This is a genomic window from Erythrobacter fulvus, assembly GCF_028595285.1.
GTDB lineage: Bacteria > Pseudomonadota > Alphaproteobacteria > Sphingomonadales > Sphingomonadaceae > Erythrobacter > Erythrobacter fulvus.
Map to the genome: position 1 here is coordinate 33031 of NZ_JAQQXQ010000006.1, position 15309 is coordinate 48339.

Sequence of the window (15309 nt, forward strand, 5' to 3'; positions counted from 1 at the left end):
ACTGCAACTGGGTGGATTCCTGCCGCGCCGTATTCGCCCTTGCTGTGGCTGGCCCTGCAATCTAGAAGCGCTGTTGGCGGGGCAAAGCAACCTCCCGTTCAGGCCGAGAAAAGCCCAAGCGTTGCCTCGTAGCCTTGCCGATTTTCGGTGGGGTGCATTGCACGAGGTAGACTTGGTAGCTGCGGCAATACCCCTTTCCATTCCCTTCCCTGTCCTCCTGCGGGCGTTTGCGCGCATTGGCCTGCTCAGCTTTGGCGGGCCAGCGGGTCAGATTGCACTGATGCATCGCGAGCTGGTTGAAGAGCGCGAATGGATCGGCGAGGAAGATTTCCTCCACGCGCTCAATTTCTGCCATCTCCTCCCCGGTCCCGAAGCCCAGCAACTTGCCACGTGGATCGGATGGCGGCTGCATGGGTGGCGTGGTGGTCTAGCGGCGGGGCTGCTGTTCGTCATCCCCGGTGCTATCATCATTCTTAGCCTGTCGACCCTCTATGCCATGGCCGCCGATCTCGCCTGGGTGGAAGCGGTGTTTCTCGGCATCAAGGCCGCCGTGCTGGCGATCGTGGTGCAGGCGCTTGTGCGGATTGCGGGCCGCGCGCTCGACACAGTGCTCAAGCGCCTACTCGCGCTTGCCGCTTTTGCGGGTCTGTTTCTGTTCGACCTGCCATTCCCGCTGATCGTGCTGGGCGCCGGGTTGATCGGCATTGGCGTTTCCGCCCTTCGTCCGGAATGGCTGGCGCTGAAAAGCAGCGGTGTGTCCGGCGCGCTTCCTGCCCGCCCATGGCGCAGCACGATCCTTTCGGTGCTGCTATGGGGCGCGGTCTGGGCGGCACCGATGGTGCTGATCGCAGTCACGCTCGGGCAGGATCATGTGCTGTGGGAAATCGGGACCTTCTTCTCGCAGCTTGCGATCGTCACCTTCGGGGGTGCCTATGCCGTGCTCGCCTATATGGCCCAGGAGGCGGTGCAGGACTTCGGCTGGCTGCGGCCGGGCGAGATGGCGGACGGCCTCGGTCTTGCCGAGACAACCCCTGGGCCGCTGATCCTGGTGACCCAGTTCGTCGGCTATCTTGCGGCCTTCCGGGCACCGGAGCCCTTCTCGCCGCTGGTCGCCGGGTTGCTTGGAGCGGCACTGACAACTTGGGTGACCTTTACACCGTGCTTCCTGTGGATCTTCGCCTTCGCGCCGTGGATCGACCGGCTGGGGCAGACGACGCGGCTCAAGGGCGGCCTTGCGGCGGTGACGGCGGCCGTCGTGGGGGTGATCGCCAACCTCACCGCCTGGTTCGCGCTGCACGTCCTCTTCGAGGTGGTCGGCGAGCGGCGCTTTGGTTTGCTCCGGGTCTACTGGCCGGATCCGGCGAGCCTGGACTGGCGCGCGGGCGCGCTGGCGCTCGTAGCCTGCCTTCTTGCTTTCTGCGCGAAATGGTCGGTGCTGCGCATCCTCGCAGCGTGCGGCGCGGGCGGATTGATGCTGGGCCTGACGATCTAGAGCCAGCCTGCCGCCCACGCGATCACCACGGCTGCCGGCACCAGCAGCGCCTGCGCGAGCAGCGTGCCAGCAAGACGGCTGAGCGAGATCCAGACCATCGCCCGGCGGAAGACCGGCTCGCTCACGCTGCCGTCGACCACGTCATCGGTCAGCGCCGAGATCTGCGGGTCGATCAGCGCGAACAGCAGGATCGTCGCGAAGCCGTTGACGATCGCGGTCATCTGCGAGGCGGTGACGCGGAACTCGGGCACGAGGTAGCCGGCATAGAGCGAGGCGAGCACGCCCACCGCCAGCAACCCTTGCGCGGCGGCATTGGCGATCAGCACTGACCAGGTCACGCCGCGCGGCTTTCTCAGCCCGCGCAGCGTCTCGCCCGAGGGGATGGCGATGGAATCGCGCAGGGTGGCAAGGCCTGCCGGAGTCATGCTTGCGAGGATCAGTCGCGCGATGGAGCGGCGCGACTGAAAGAATGTGATCGCCACCGCGAACAGGCGCTGGCCAGTCGGAACCAGCACGATCCCGAGCGCCACCGCCGCCGCGGCGGAGAACAGCACGAGGCGCAAGTCCCAAATCAGGGTCTCGCCTGCGCCGTTCGCCAGCCCAGTTTCGATCCGCTTGGCAAGGAAGGGGCCAAGGAACCCGTTTGAGGTGCGCGAGACCAGCAGCAGGATGTTGAACAGGGCGAAGCTCAGGGCGATGCGTCCGGTGCGCACACCGGCGATCCGTGCGGCATAGGCGAGCGCGCCGATCAGGTTGATGAGCGCGGTTAGGGCGCAAATCAGGATCAGTTCGTTGTCCATGCCCGCGCCCTTCGGATGTTCGGCCCTGAAAGATTGGCCCTAGATGATCGGCCATGCGCGATAGATGCTGAAGGCACTGGTGACAATCAGCACCAGCGCCACGGCGAGCAGCAGCACGCGCGGCTTGACCCGGCTCGCCAGCACGGCCCCGAAGGGCGCGGCAATCACCCCGCCGATGATCAGGCCCACGGTGATGAGGGTGAAGGCGGCAAACCCCAGCGTGGCGATGAAGGCGATCGAGATCGACAGGGTCAGCAGGAATTCGGCCGAATTGACCGTGCCGATCACCTTTCTCGGATGGCCACCCTGTATCAGCAGGTTCGAGGTCACCACCGGTCCCCAACCACCGCCGCCCGCCGCGTCGAGAAACCCGCCAACCGCCGCCAGCGGGCGGGTATAGCGCGGGTCCTCGAAGCGCGGGCGCGACAGGCGGATTGCCTTCCACAGCAGGTAAAGGCCCACGCCTGCGAGATAGAGCATCACGAAGGGCCGCGCCGCCGAGGCGTCGATGCTCGACAGCAGGTAGGCACCGGCCACCCCGCCGAGCACGCCGAACGGCACGAGCCGCCGGAACAGCCCCCAGTCGACATTGCGGTGCCAGATATGGCTCGCCCCCGAAGCGCCGGTGGTGAACAGTTCGACGAGGTGGACGCTCGCCGAAGCCGTGGCGGGCGGCACGCCGAGCGCGCTGACTAGCAGGGTCTGGGTGATGACCCCGAAGGCCATGCCCAGCGCCCCGTCGATCATCTGCGCGGCCATGCCGATGGCGATGAACGGCGCGATGTCGACAAGGAGCGAGACGAAGTCGGGCATGAGGTGATCCTCTTACGCGAAGGGCAGGACTAGAGCGTGATCGAAGCGGTTGCGCCCCAGGTGCGCGGATCGCCGGGCAGCCCCGCGATCAGTCCGGTCTGGCCCGGCCCGACGAAGAGCTGCTCGAAATAGTTCTCATCGAAGGCGTTCCTTACCCAGGCGAAGAGGTTCAGCCCGTCCTCCGAACGGAAGCCGAGGCGGAAGTTCGAAAGGTGATAGCCGCCGATCCGGGTGGCCTCGGATGGCGAGGCATCGGAGAAGAAGTCCGAACGGTAGCTGCCGTCATAGCCGAGATAGATCTGCCCTGGCTTGTCGAGGAAACGAACCGGCAGATTGCCCTCCGCCCCGAAGGAGAAGGCCCATTCGGACACGCCGGGCAGACGCTGGCCGGAAATGTCGCAATTGGCGGGGCTGATGCCGCCGGGGGTTCCGGGCGGCGACGGCGTCTGGCCGGGTGCCGCAGTGGTGCCGCCGCGCAGCTCGACCGGGCAGGGCGCATCAACAAAGCGGATATACTTCGCATCCGTGTAGGCGCCGCTGACATAGGCGTTGAACCGCTCGCTCGGCCGGACCGCGAAATCGGCCTCGATGCCTTGCGAGCGGACCTTTTCGGCATTGGCGAGGAAGCCGCGCAGCACGCCGAACTGGCCGTTGGTCACCGTCGCCTGAAAGTCCTCGATCTGGGTGCGGAAGGCCGCGAGGTTGAGCGTCGCGCGGCGGTTCCAGAACTGGGTCTTCAGCCCGATCTCGAAATGATCGACCTTCTCCGGCAGGATCGAGCCAGCCTCCTGGATCGGCACGCCATTGGTATCGGTCGGCAGGCCGTTCTGGTTGATCCCGATCGTCTTGAAGCTCCGCGCATAGGTGCCATAGGCCAGCACATCAGGCGCGAGTTCGTAGCTCAGCGTCAGGTCGTAGGTGAGGTTCCAGTCGGTATCCTCGGGCGCGCTTTCCTGCGGCTGGAAGACGCCGAGTTGGGCGCGGGAGCGCGCATCGGTCTCGGTGCCGAACAGCTCGGTGCCGTCACCCGTGAACACCCGGCGGCGATAAAAGCCGCGTTTCTCGTCGTAGTTGAGCCGCACGCCGGGCTGGATGGTGAAGGCGTCCGTCACCTTCCAGCTGGCCTGCCCGAACAGCGCAAGGCTGGTGCTCTCCAGGAACTGTGTGTTGCGGGCGGTGAGCCCGTCCAAGACGGTGGGATCGTTCGACAGCGGATTGGAGGGATTGATCGTCCACCGACTGGCGGCTGCGCCTTGGCCCTCCAGCCCCTGCGTATCGATCCGCTGATCGAAGGCGAAGGCGCCGACCACGAAATCGAAGCGATCGCCCGCGTAAGCGTAGCGGAACTCCTGCGTATACTGGTCCTGCTGCGAAGGGTTCTGCGACAGGGTAACGATAGGGAGGCCCGTGAAGTCGCGGTCGTTCTCCGGCTTCCAGTCCCACGTCCGCCATGCGGTGATCGAGGTGAAGGTGCCAGGCCCCGCATCCCAGTTCACCCGCAGCGCCACCCCGCCGATGACGTTGCCCGCGTTGAGGCTGGCGTCGAGATCGGACAGGCGGTCGAAAAGGTTGGTGCTCGGCGGTGCATAGTTCTGCGCGGCGGCGAGCGCTGCGAACTGGCGCTCCAGCGGCCGCTGGGTCGCCACCGCCCGCACGAAGACCGAGCCGCAGCACACAGCGTTCTGCTTGTTGTAGTCCCCAACCAGCGTCACCCGCAGGTTGTCGCTTGGCTCCCACAACAGCTGGCCGCGAACGCCGATATTGTCCAGGCTCTGGATGTGCTGGCCGGTGGTGACATTCGTGATGGTCCCGCTGCGGGTGGTGTCGGACACAGCGATCCGCGCCGCTAGCGTTTCGGACAGTGGGCCGGACAGCGACATCCGCGCTTGGCGGAAATCGAAATTGCCCAACGACACCTCCGCCCGCCCCTCGAAGTCGAAGGTCGGCTGGCGGGTGGTGATGTTGATCGCGCCCGCCGTGGTGTTCTTGCCGTAGAGCGTCCCTTGCGGCCCGCGCAGCACCTCGATCTGGGCGACGTCGAGGAAATCGAAGGTCGCCGAGGCGACACGAGCGTAATAGACATCGTCGATATAGATGCCCACGCCTTGCTCGAACCCGTCGCTCGTGAGGCCGAACGGCACGCCGAGCCCGCGGATGTTCACGGCTGTGTTGCGCGGGTTGGAGGAATAGAATTGCAGTGTCGGCGCAAGCTGCTGGAGCCGGTTCACGTTGAACGCCCCGGTCTCGTCGAGCTGCTTGGCGTCGATCACGGTCACGGCGAGGGGAATGTCCTGCGCGCTTTCGGAGCGGCGCCGGGCGGTGACGATGATGTCATTGCCTTGACCTGCGGCACTGGCTTCGGCTTGGGTTGCTTCGGAAAACAGTGTTTCCGGGTCGGTCTGATTGGCCAGAGCGGGGGCGGCAACGGACAGAGCCGTGCCGAGCAGCAGGACGCTGCGGAGTGTAATCGGATACATGATTTCGCCTTTTCAAGCGGGCATGCATCCGGTGGTCCGGTCTGCGGGTCCCTGTTGTGGTTGACGTTGCGGTCACGACCGAAGCTCAGTCGTTCAGCCGCTTTCTTTCGGTGACATCGATCTGCATCACCCTGCCATCATGCACGGTGAGCTGGATCGCGCCGAAACGCAGGCGCGAAAGCGCCTCGCTGACAAGCGCCAGAGCGTCAGGCAAAATGCCTTCACCATCATGGTGTTTCCTGTCTTGGTCCATAGTCGGGCCTTTCCTTGCGCGGAACCTGTCCGCAGCGCAGGAATTAAACTCAAGTGAATTGCTTGACAATAGGGTGCCGCGACAGATTTTCTGTTCGGCGACGAAAAGAAGGCTTCGCGCGGCGAGCCGAAATCAGGCCCGGCTTGCCTCGTCCTCGGCAAAGGGCGGGACAGGATCGATCCTGTCTGACAGGCGGATGCCGTCGAGGATCTGTGCCGTGCGATCGCGCACATCGAGCATCAGCGCCCGCGTGCGACACTCGCCTTCCTCGACGCAGTTCTTGCACTTCTCGTGGGCGTAACGGCTTGCGCAAGGCACCAGAGCAAGGCTGCCGCGCATGTGGCGGATGAGATCGCCATAGGTGATGTCGACCGGTGCGATCGCCAGCCAGTAACCCCCGTCGCGCCCGCGCTGCGAGGCGACAAGGCCAAAGCGAGTGAGCTCGGACAGGATCACGGTCAGGAACTTGGCAGGGATGTTCTGCGCCTCGGCAATCGCCGCTAGCTGCACCGGCCCCTCGCCATAATGGTCGGCCAGGTGCTGCATCGCGCGGATCGCGTAGCGGGTCTTCTGGGACAGCATCGCGGATTGTCTATCCGCCCGGTAGGCAATGAGGTCAAGTGCAGGGCAGGTCGATCTATGCCACTGGCGGTTATGGGGTCGGTTGCTGAATTTCGGCTTTTGGCAGAACCCCGGCCCAAGCTGACTGACCGGTATTAGCGAACCCGGTCATTCAGAATGTCGATTGGGAACAGCGGCTAAGTCCCAGAACCGGTCATCTAACCCTCTCACAGACAGCCACCGGTTGAGCGGGCCGTTGCTAAGTCGATGTGGTGCAAAAACTACCTCTTTATAACTGCAATGCGCTCGACTTCCCGCGCACCGCAAGCATTTGTGCTGTCACTGAATCGCGGCCGCTGAGCCGCCGCATCCCCGACGCCGCCGGTGCATCGGGGCTTCTCCTGGTGAGGGCAGCGGTTGTCGCTGGTCCGAGCAGGAGTACTACCCATGACGAACACGAACACTGCGGTAGCCAAAGCGGCACCCGCCACCGAAAGCGCGGATCCGGTCAACGCCTCGAAGACTTCCGGGAAACGTCTGACGGCCCCCTCAGAGGCTGATAAGAAGCCCGCCGAGCCGCCGACATTGCTCGCCAGTAACAAGAAGGCGCGCAGCATCGCATCTGCGACGGCGTCGGCTCCCAGCGAGGCAAGCCACGCGGTGCCTGAGCAGCAGCGCAAGACCAAAGCCTCTGTCGTTGAGGCGCTACTGACCCGAGAGGGTGGCGCCAGCCTCGAGGCCCTTTCCGAGGCAACCGGCTGGCAGGCGCACACCTGTCGCGCTTTCCTGACCGGACTGAGGAAGAAGGGCAGGGAGGTGATCCGGGCGAGCGACAAGGATGGCAAGTCGATTTACCTGATTACCCCTGACCGGTCGGCTCCATCGCCGCCCAAGGCCAAGCAGACCGTCGCGGAGAGCAACTGATGGGCCGGCGTGCATTGATGACCCTAGAGCGGCTTGAGCAACTCGGATCGTTGGAGCTGAAGGAAGAGTGGGCGCGCTTTCATGGCGCGCCCGCACCCTCGGTGACACCCGACCTGCTCCGGCTCGGCATCGCCTACAGGCTACAGGAGAAGAAGCAGGGCGGGCTCAGCCGCGAGAGCAAACGGCTCCTGCGGCAGGCCGTGGCGATAGCCCAACAGGACAATGCCACTGCAGCACCACTGCGCCGCCTCACGCCCGGCACGCGGCTGGTCCGCGACTGGCACGGAGCTGGCCACACCGTGACCGTGCTGGACGAGGGCTTCGAGTACGACGGGCGCACGTGGCGCTCGTTGACCGCCATCGCCAAGGCGATCACCGGCACCCACCGCAACGGGCCGAGGTTCTTCGGCCTGACCGGAAATGCCGCATGAAACCGCTGCGCTGTGCGGTCTACACACGCAAGTCGACTGAGGATGGTCTGGAGCAGGAGTTCAACAGCCTCGACGCCCAGCGCGAGGCTTGCGACGCCTATATCCTGAGCCAGCGTCACGAGGGCTGGTCGCTGGTTCCGAACCACTACGACGACGGCGGGTTCTCGGGCGGCAATATAGAGCGACCCGGTCTCAAGGCGCTGCTCGCCGATATCGATGCCGGTCTGGTGGATGTGATCGTGGTCTACAAGGTCGACCGGCTGACCCGAAGTCTTGCCGACTTCGCCAAGATCGTCGAACGGCTGGATGCGAAGCAAGCCAGCTTCGTGAGCGTCACGCAGGCGTTCAACACCACCACCAGCATGGGGCGCCTCACCCTCAATGTCCTGCTGAGCTTCGCCCAGTTCGAGCGCGAGGTCACCGGCGAGCGTATCCGTGACAAGATCGCTGCCTCCAAGAAGAAGGGGCTGTGGATGGGAGGCCCGGTGCCGCTCGGCTATCAAGTGGTTGAACGCAAGCTGGTGCCGGTCCCCGAGGAAGCCGAGCGGGTACGGGAGATCATGCGGCGCTTCATCGCCTCGACCTCGGCCAACCAGCTGATCGCTGAGCTGGAGGCGGAAGGGATCAGGACCAAGGTCCAGCAGCGCACCAGCGGACCGCACCGCGGCGGCATTCCGTTCAAGCGAGGCAGTCTGTTCCATCTGCTCTCCAACCCGATCTACCGTGGCAAGATCGTGCACAAGGGAAAGGTCTACGATGGCGAACACGAGGCGATCGTCGACGAGGCGCTGTGGGATGCGGTGCAGGCGCGGCTGGAGCAGAAGGCACCGCCTCGCAAGCGCAAGAGCAATGATCCGCAAGAGGCGATGCTGCGTGGTCTGCTGATCGATCCCGAGGGTCGTCCGATGGTCCCGACGTACACGAAGAAGGGGACGCGCCGTTACGCCTATTACGAGACCCGGAAGGACCTCGCCGCCAAGCCGGATGCCACCCCGCCAACCCGCATCGCGCAGTCCAGTATTGAGCGGCATATCGTCACTCACCTGACTACCCTCCTCGACGATGAGCATGCGTTGCGGCGCCTGACCGATCTGGAGGAAGCGAGCCAACTGACAGCATTGTTCGAGGCGGCAAGGCTGCGCAGATTGGAACTGCAGCATCCTGCGACCCGCGATGAGACCGTCCGGGCGTTGATTGCCAGCATCGCGTTTGGGACGAGCAACTTGCGCCTCAGCATCAACCTGGTGGCGCTTGGGTCGATCGGTGAGGCGCCGCTCGAACTGTCGCTTCCCGAGCCCAAGCCGTTCCGCGAGGCGAAGTTGCGCATCGACACTACCGCTGCCACTGATCAGATCGATCGCAAGCTGGTCGGCCTGATCGCCGAGGCGATGGAAGTTCGAGAGCTGGTTCTCGCTTCGCCTGAGCTCAGCCTCAACCAGCTCGGCAAGCGCGAGGGGCGCTGCCGCACGCAGCTTGGCAAGCTGTTCCGGCTTTCATGGCTGAGCCCTCGGATTGTCGAAGCGATCATCGACGGGCGCCAGCCCGCTCGGCTCGATCGCCGAACCCTGCTCGAGGCGGATCTTCCCCTTTGCTGGCGGGCGCAGGAGCAGATGCTGGGGTTCGCTGCCTGATGCAGCGCGACCGGACTTGCGGTCAGTTTTTTCTGGACAGAGATATGGGGAGAAAAGGGCCGGGACATCCGGCTCTTTCTGCGTGCTCTGACGCACCGCAGGCACCTGCCATCGACGAAATCCCGCAGAACTGCGCAATTCTCTGGACACGGTGTGCCCGAAGGCCAATTCTTGATTTCGGGAGAGACTGTTTGGTGCGGTCGAGAAGACTCGAACTTCCACGGCCTTTCGGCCACAACGACCTCAACGTTGCGCGTCTACCAGTTCCGCCACGACCGCACTCGGGTTTGCCGGGGCAGCAACGTGCTGGCCCCGCGGTAGGAGCGCGCCCCTAGCAAGGGGTTTTGCCCCGCGCAAGCTCTTTGAAGAGAGCGAATGAATGGCAGGCGAAAAAGCCGCTGTTCACGCTCTGCGCGGTGCTGTCAGTTGGGTGCCCAGCCCAGATCGGCCTCGGTGGCTCCGGGCGGGATATTGGCGATGGCTTCGGTGACGTTGATGCTCTCGCCCGGGGCAAGCTCGCGCTTGGCGGGAACCACCACCCAGTCGCCCACCGGCCGTTCCCGGGCGTCGATGAACACCACCAGCAGATTGGGCACGGTCAGCGTATCGCGCGAGGTGTTGTTGATCGAGCCGCGCACGCGGAAGATCTTCTCGCCATTGGCCAGCGTCTCGCTGCGCTGCTCGGTGTCGGGGAAATCGAGCTCCAGCCCGGGCTTGCCGATCCCGAATGTCGGGCGGCTGAACGGCACCCAGTCGGGCAGACCATAGGTGTTGACCGCCAGAATCGTCCCGGCTGCCAGTGCCGCGAAGATGGCCGCCGCGATGGTCCACATCTTCAGCGTGTTGCGCCGCCGGGTGAAAGGCGCGCGATAGTCGAACTGCGAAACGTCCTCGTCATCCGCGACTTCGTCTTCGAAGGGCGGTTCGGGCTCTTCGAACGAGGGTCGGGCAGTGCTGGCGATCGGCGGGGGCGGCTCGTCGGCCGGGGCCGGTTCGGGCCGATCTTCCTGTGCGCGCTGGGCGAGGCCGCGACGCAGGGCGCGGGCGGAGATCGGTGCCTCCTCCTCGGTTGCGGGTGCGGCGTCGGGACGATTGGCGGTGCGCCAGTGGCTGACGGAGGGCCCGGCAGTGCCGGTTTGCGACGGTGCCGGCCTGTCGGCGCTCGCCGCGGGGGCAGGCCCCGCTTCCGGCTGCTGCCCGGACGGCGCTTCCGGCGCTGCGGCAGGTGGCGGTGCGGGCTGTGCCGGCGCAGGTGTTGGTGCAACCGGCTGCGTCAGCTCCAGTTCGGGCGGTTCCTGAAACCAGCTGTGCTTGCACTTGGCGCAGCGGACGGTCCGGCCTTCGTTGCCGATGGCGGTATCCGGCACAGCATAGCGCGTGTTGCAGGCGGGGCAGGCGATGATCATTGAGTGAAAGGCAATAGTCCTCGCGGTGGGCTGCACAAGACCCGGCGTGCCGAAGCGGGGCGAATCGGCGCTTTTTTCCACATTGCACGCTCTCTATAGCCCTTCTTGTGATGTTCGACTTCCCCCCGCCACGCACGGCTGATAGGTGCGCCCGATGATCGAGCGCGGCGGCGAAATCGTGAAATTTGACAATGTCGGGCTGCGTTACGGCACCGATCCCGAGGTGCTGAGCAACCTGTCCTTCACGCTTTACCCCGGCAGTTTCTACTTTCTCACCGGGGCAAGCGGCGCAGGCAAGACCAGCCTTCTGAAACTGCTCTACCTCGCCCAGAGGCCTTCGCGCGGGGCGATCCGGATGTTCGGACAGGATCTCATCACCATGCCGCGCGAACGGCTGCCCGATCTGCGGCGGCGGCTGGGGGTGGTGTTCCAGAACTTCCGGCTGGTGCCGCACCTCACCGCCTTCGACAACGTCGCGCTGCCGCTGCGACTGTCCGGCGCGGACGAGGCGAAGGTGGTGAAGGCCGTGTCCGACATGCTCGAATGGGTCGGCCTGGCCCACCGCGCGCAGGCGATCCCGGCGACCATGTCGGGCGGCGAGCAGCAGCGCGTCGCCATCGCCCGTGCGGTGATCGCGCGGCCGCGCATGCTGATCGCCGACGAGCCGACCGGCAACGTCGATCCCGAAATGGCGCTGAAGCTGCTGCGGCTGTTCGAGGCGCTGAACAACCGTGTGGGCACCACGGTGGTGGTGGCGACCCACGATGTGCACCTGCTCAAGAAAGTGCCAGATTCGCTGATCATGCGGCTCAACAAGGGGCAGTTGTCCGATCCCACCGGGGCGCTGCGCTATCCTCCGCGCCCTGCGCCTTCGGCTCCGGCTGCGGATGCTGCGGGATGAACACGCCGCCGCTCCCCGAATCTCCGGACGAGAATCCCGTCGCCGGTCCCGGTTCTGCCGCGCGCGGTGCACGGTTGCTGCCGCAGGCGCGCATCGGCGGGCTGATCCCGTGGGTGATCGCCATCCTCATCGCGCTGGTGGTGATCGCCGCCGCCGGCGGACTGGCGCTGCGCAACCTCGCCGACAATGCCCGGACCGATCTTGCTGCCGCCATCACGGTGCAGGTGATCGAGGCCAACCCCGATTTGCGCGACCAGCGCGGGCAGGAAACCGTCGCAGTGCTGAAGGGCATCGACCTTGTCCGTGCGGTGCGACTGGTGCCGCAGGATGAACTTGCCGCGCTGCTGGAACCATGGCTGGGTGAAGGCGCGACCAGCGGGGACGTGCCGATCCCCGTGCTGGTCGATGTCGAACTTTCCCGCCGCGCCGCACCGGCCGATATCGCCGCGATCACGGCCGCGCTGGAAGCGAAGGTGCCCGGCGCGCGGGTCGATGCGCAAAGCGACTGGCTGCGCCCGGTCTACCGTGCACTGGCGGCGCTGCAGTGGCTGGCGCTGGGGTTGATCGCCCTGATCGCGTTGGCAACCGCGGCGGCGGTGTGGCTGGCATCGCGCAATGCGCTCGCCCAGCATCGCGAAACGGTGGAGATCATCCACCTGCTGGGCGGGACCGACGGCCAGATCACCATGCTGTTTCTGAAGACGGTTCTGCGTGAGGCGGCCTTCGGCGCGCTGCTGGGCACGCTGCTGGGGCTGGCGGCGGTGTGGATGCTGGGGCAGCAATTCGCCGCGCTCGATTCCGGCATGGCGGGCGGCGGCGGGCTGGACGCCGCCGACTGGCTGGTGATCGCCGCCATTCCGCTGGCCGGCGTGCTGCTGGCGCTGGCGACCGCGCGCATGACCATTGCGCTGGCCCTGCGCGACATGCTTTAGCCCGCGCGCCATGATCCGCCGCATCCTCTCCGTACTGTTTCTCGTCTGGGCCATCGGCTTCCTGTGGTTCGTGGTCGCATTGCCGCAGCCCGCCGGGGAAAGCGTGAAGACCGACGCCGTGATCGTGCCCACCGGCGGCGCGGGCCGGATCGCGCGCGGGCTGGAAGTCCTCGATCAGGGCCTTGCGGGCCGGATGCTGGTCAGCGGCGTCGATCCCGAAGTCAAACCGGGTGAGTTCGCGGCCGAATTCGGCGTTTCTTCCGAAGAGATGGAATGCTGCATCACGCTCGGCTTTGCGGCAGTCGACACGCGTTCCAATGCCGCCGAAACCGCCAAGTGGGTGGCGCAGAACGAGGTGCGTTCGCTGCGGCTTGTGACCACCGACTGGCACATGCGCCGCGCCGCGGGCGAGCTTGACCGCGTGCTGCCCGAAAATGTCACCGTGATCCGCGATGCCGTGCCCTCGCAGCCCGGTCTGGGCACGCTGTTCCTCGAATATCACAAGCTGCTCGCCAGCCGCGCGGCGGGACTGGCGGATCTGTGAGCACGCTGCTCGCCGCGCTGCGTTCGCTCGCCTTTTACCTGCTGTTCTACACGGGCAGCGCGCTGCTGGTGGTTGCCTCGGTTGCGGCGGTGCTGGTGCAGCGTGCATGGCTGCGGCCCGTGGTCGCGGCATGGGGCCGCTGGCACCTGTGGTGCGTTGAAAACCTGCTGGGGATCGCGGTGGTGCTCGACGGTGCGCTTCCGCAAGGGCCGGTGCTGGTGGCGATCAAGCACGAAAGCTTTTTCGAGGCGATCGACATGCCGCGCCTGTTCGCCTTCCCCGCCGTATTCGCCAAGCAGGAACTGTTCCGCATTCCGGGCTGGGGCTATTCGGCGCAGGTCTACGGCCTGATCCCCGTGGCCCGCGACCAGGGTGCGCGGGCGCTGCGGGCGATGATCGCGAGCGCGAAGAAAAGGGCCGATGCCGGGCGCCCGCTGGTGATCTTTCCCGAAGGCACCCGCGTCCCCCACGGCACGCGCCCGCCGCTACAGGCCGGGTTCGCCGGGCTCTACAAGCTGCTGGGCCTGCCGGTGGTGCCGGTCGCGGTGAATAGCGGGCCGAGCTATCACCGGCTGGTGAAACGCCCGGGACAGATCACCTACAAGGTCGGCGAGACGATCCCCGCAGGCCTCCCCCGCGACGAAGTCGAAGCGCGGGTGCATGAAGCGATCAACGCGCTGAACGGGTAGGGCGGCGGGCGACAGCTTTCGGGCGATGCGGGTTGCTGGGCGAATGGCTGGAGGTGGGTGGTAGGCGGACAGAGTTGTCAGAGAAAAAGTGCCTAGTCAGAAGAACTACCGCTGTGTCACCATATCGGAATGGGAAGGCCACCACCTGAAACTGTAGTCGAAGGACTGCCAACGAAGTCTGCAAAGATTCGGGCGCTCGGGGCTGCGGGATATTCGCGAACCGAGATAGCTGACTTTCTGGAAATCCGGTATCAGCACGTGAGAAACGTTCTGGTTCGATCCGGCATCGAAACGGGCACGCGGAACGATCTTCCGCGATCCTCAAAAGCTCCGAAGTTCAAACCTTCCGAACCCTGGCCGGTAAGCCGATTGCTCCAGGCAGGTTTCGAGATGGTCGGCTCATGCCGCCTAACAGCTGACGATGCTTTCGAATACTCCGACCATGCGCCGACCAAGCCGGGTGTCTACGCTTTCGCCGTCAATGACACGATCGCATATATCGGCCTGACCCGAGGAGCATTGCGAACGAGATTAGGGCATTACGTTTACGGTCACGAGAGGCAAAGAACGAGCGCGCGCGTAAAGAGCTTGATACTGGCTACCCTCGCCAAGGGAGACAAGGTCGAGGTTTGTGTAGCCTGCCCGCCTAATCTTGAATGGAACGCATTGCCGGTAGACGGTCCGGCTGGATTGGAAACAGGGCTCATCCGTTTGATCCGGCCCCCGTGGAATAAGCAAGGCGCAGCCTGATGCTGAAATTCGGCTGCGCCGTTGTTATCGGCCTTGTCGTCGGACTGTTCCTCGGCTTCGCCATGCTCGTAGTCGGCGCGCAACTGCTCAATCAGCTACTTTCGTAACGTAGATTAAAACTTCCGCTCGAATCGAACGCGCCGCGACCCTGCGACGAGGAATGTCTCGTAAGGCGTATTCTTCATCGCCGTGCGGACAGGGCCTGTCCCGTCAACCACGTTCGCCCAGTATTGCGGGCGCAGAGCGCTGTGGGGGAGCTTACTGCCTATGATCGACTCGATCTTGAGGAAGGAGAGCTCGAACTCTCTTAGCGATTGCTTGCGACAATAGTCGGCAAGGGCAGTAAATTTAGCCAATTGTGCCTCTTTCGTTCAGATTGTCTCGTATCAGAAATTTGAGCATACGTCTGCAACGGGGTCGCTTCCCGAACGGCAGCTTTTGGCGCGAGCGGGGCGATAGCCGCCGTTTCCTACAGGCGACCGGAAACGTAGCATTGGCCCGGCTCTTTCGCATCGTCTGATCCCACTGCCAGCTTGCCGGGGGATTTTCTGCCTGCGCCCCCGGTGTTCGTCCGGTCTGCTCCAGAAATTCAACACATTGGAAAAGAAAGGGAAAATAGGCGCACATAAAGGCGACACGGTGTCACCTTTGTATACTTTGTTATTTTGTTGCGCGGCCTGTTCCGAAGCTGAAAGCGGGCCGTTC

14 protein-coding genes and 1 tRNA gene are annotated in these 15309 nt (G+C 64.8%); 8 read left to right on the forward strand and 7 right to left on the reverse strand.

Annotated elements, in window-relative coordinates; translation table 11 throughout:
* Positions 1-187 precede the first annotated feature (187 nt).
* Positions 188-1492 carry a chromate efflux transporter gene (gene chrA, locus OIK40_RS08910; RefSeq protein ID WP_273678161.1) on the forward strand — a complete coding sequence of 435 codons (1305 nt, stop codon included), beginning with the start codon at positions 188-190 and terminating at the stop codon, positions 1490-1492.
* On the opposite strand, the gene OIK40_RS08915 is transcribed toward chrA, so the two are convergent.
* From OIK40_RS08915 to OIK40_RS08935, 5 genes are all read right to left on the reverse strand, one after another.
* A complete protein-coding gene (locus tag OIK40_RS08915) occupies positions 1489-2292 on the reverse strand; it encodes a lipid II flippase Amj family protein (protein WP_273677931.1) in 804 nt (267 codons plus the stop codon). The genes chrA and OIK40_RS08915 overlap by 4 nt on opposite strands.
* A 39-nt stretch (positions 2293-2331) precedes the next feature.
* Entirely contained in the window at positions 2332-3105 is a 774-nt protein-coding gene (locus OIK40_RS08920; protein WP_273677933.1) for a sulfite exporter TauE/SafE family protein, read from the reverse strand.
* Between the two features lie 29 nt (positions 3106-3134).
* Complete coding sequence (locus OIK40_RS08925; protein WP_273677935.1) at positions 3135-5582, reverse strand: TonB-dependent receptor; 2448 nt, start codon at positions 5580-5582, stop codon at positions 3135-3137.
* An 85-nt stretch (positions 5583-5667) separates the two neighbouring features.
* Positions 5668-5835 (reverse strand): YezD family protein, encoded by a 168-nt coding sequence (locus OIK40_RS08930; protein ID WP_273677937.1) that lies wholly within the window; start codon positions 5833-5835, stop codon positions 5668-5670.
* 132 nt (positions 5836-5967) lie between these two features.
* Positions 5968-6417 (reverse strand): RrF2 family transcriptional regulator, encoded by a 450-nt coding sequence (locus tag OIK40_RS08935; protein WP_273677939.1) that lies wholly within the window; start codon positions 6415-6417, stop codon positions 5968-5970.
* A gap of 426 nt (positions 6418-6843) precedes the next feature.
* Between OIK40_RS08935 and OIK40_RS08940 the strand changes: the two genes are divergently transcribed.
* The 3 genes from OIK40_RS08940 to OIK40_RS08950 are packed head-to-tail and all read left to right on the forward strand — an operon-like array spanning position 6844 to position 9382.
* Positions 6844-7320 (forward strand): DUF3489 domain-containing protein, encoded by a 477-nt coding sequence (locus OIK40_RS08940; RefSeq protein ID WP_273677941.1) that lies wholly within the window; start codon positions 6844-6846, stop codon positions 7318-7320.
* Entirely contained in the window at positions 7320-7751 is a 432-nt protein-coding gene (locus OIK40_RS08945) for a DUF2924 domain-containing protein (RefSeq protein WP_273677943.1), read from the forward strand. Before OIK40_RS08940 ends, OIK40_RS08945 begins: the two co-directional genes overlap by 1 nt.
* A complete protein-coding gene (locus tag OIK40_RS08950) occupies positions 7748-9382 on the forward strand; it encodes a recombinase family protein (RefSeq protein ID WP_273677945.1) in 1635 nt (544 codons plus the stop codon). The genes OIK40_RS08945 and OIK40_RS08950 overlap by 4 nt, the downstream gene beginning before the upstream one ends.
* A gap of 192 nt (positions 9383-9574) precedes the next feature.
* On the opposite strand, the gene OIK40_RS08955 is transcribed toward OIK40_RS08950, so the two are convergent.
* Positions 9575-9661 (reverse strand) — tRNA-Leu (locus tag OIK40_RS08955).
* Between the two features lie 143 nt (positions 9662-9804).
* Positions 9805-10869: a zinc-ribbon domain-containing protein gene (locus tag OIK40_RS08960; RefSeq protein WP_273677946.1), complete on the reverse strand. Its 1065-nt coding sequence runs from the start codon at positions 10867-10869 to the stop codon at positions 9805-9807.
* Between the two features lie 73 nt (positions 10870-10942).
* Between OIK40_RS08960 and ftsE the strand changes: the two genes are divergently transcribed.
* From ftsE to OIK40_RS08980, 4 genes are read left to right on the forward strand one after another with little or no spacing between them, the layout of a single operon-like run.
* Complete coding sequence (gene ftsE / locus OIK40_RS08965) at positions 10943-11689, forward strand: cell division ATP-binding protein FtsE (protein WP_273677948.1); 747 nt, start codon at positions 10943-10945, stop codon at positions 11687-11689.
* Entirely contained in the window at positions 11686-12621 is a 936-nt protein-coding gene (locus OIK40_RS08970; RefSeq protein ID WP_273677950.1) for a cell division protein FtsX, read from the forward strand. Before ftsE ends, OIK40_RS08970 begins: the two co-directional genes overlap by 4 nt.
* Before the next feature lie 10 nt (positions 12622-12631).
* Positions 12632-13165 carry a YdcF family protein gene (locus tag OIK40_RS08975; protein WP_273677952.1) on the forward strand — a complete coding sequence of 178 codons (534 nt, stop codon included), beginning with the start codon at positions 12632-12634 and terminating at the stop codon, positions 13163-13165.
* Positions 13162-13854 carry a lysophospholipid acyltransferase family protein gene (locus OIK40_RS08980; RefSeq protein ID WP_273677953.1) on the forward strand — a complete coding sequence of 231 codons (693 nt, stop codon included), beginning with the start codon at positions 13162-13164 and terminating at the stop codon, positions 13852-13854. The genes OIK40_RS08975 and OIK40_RS08980 overlap by 4 nt, the downstream gene beginning before the upstream one ends.
* Positions 13855-15309: the final 1455 nt, after the last annotated feature.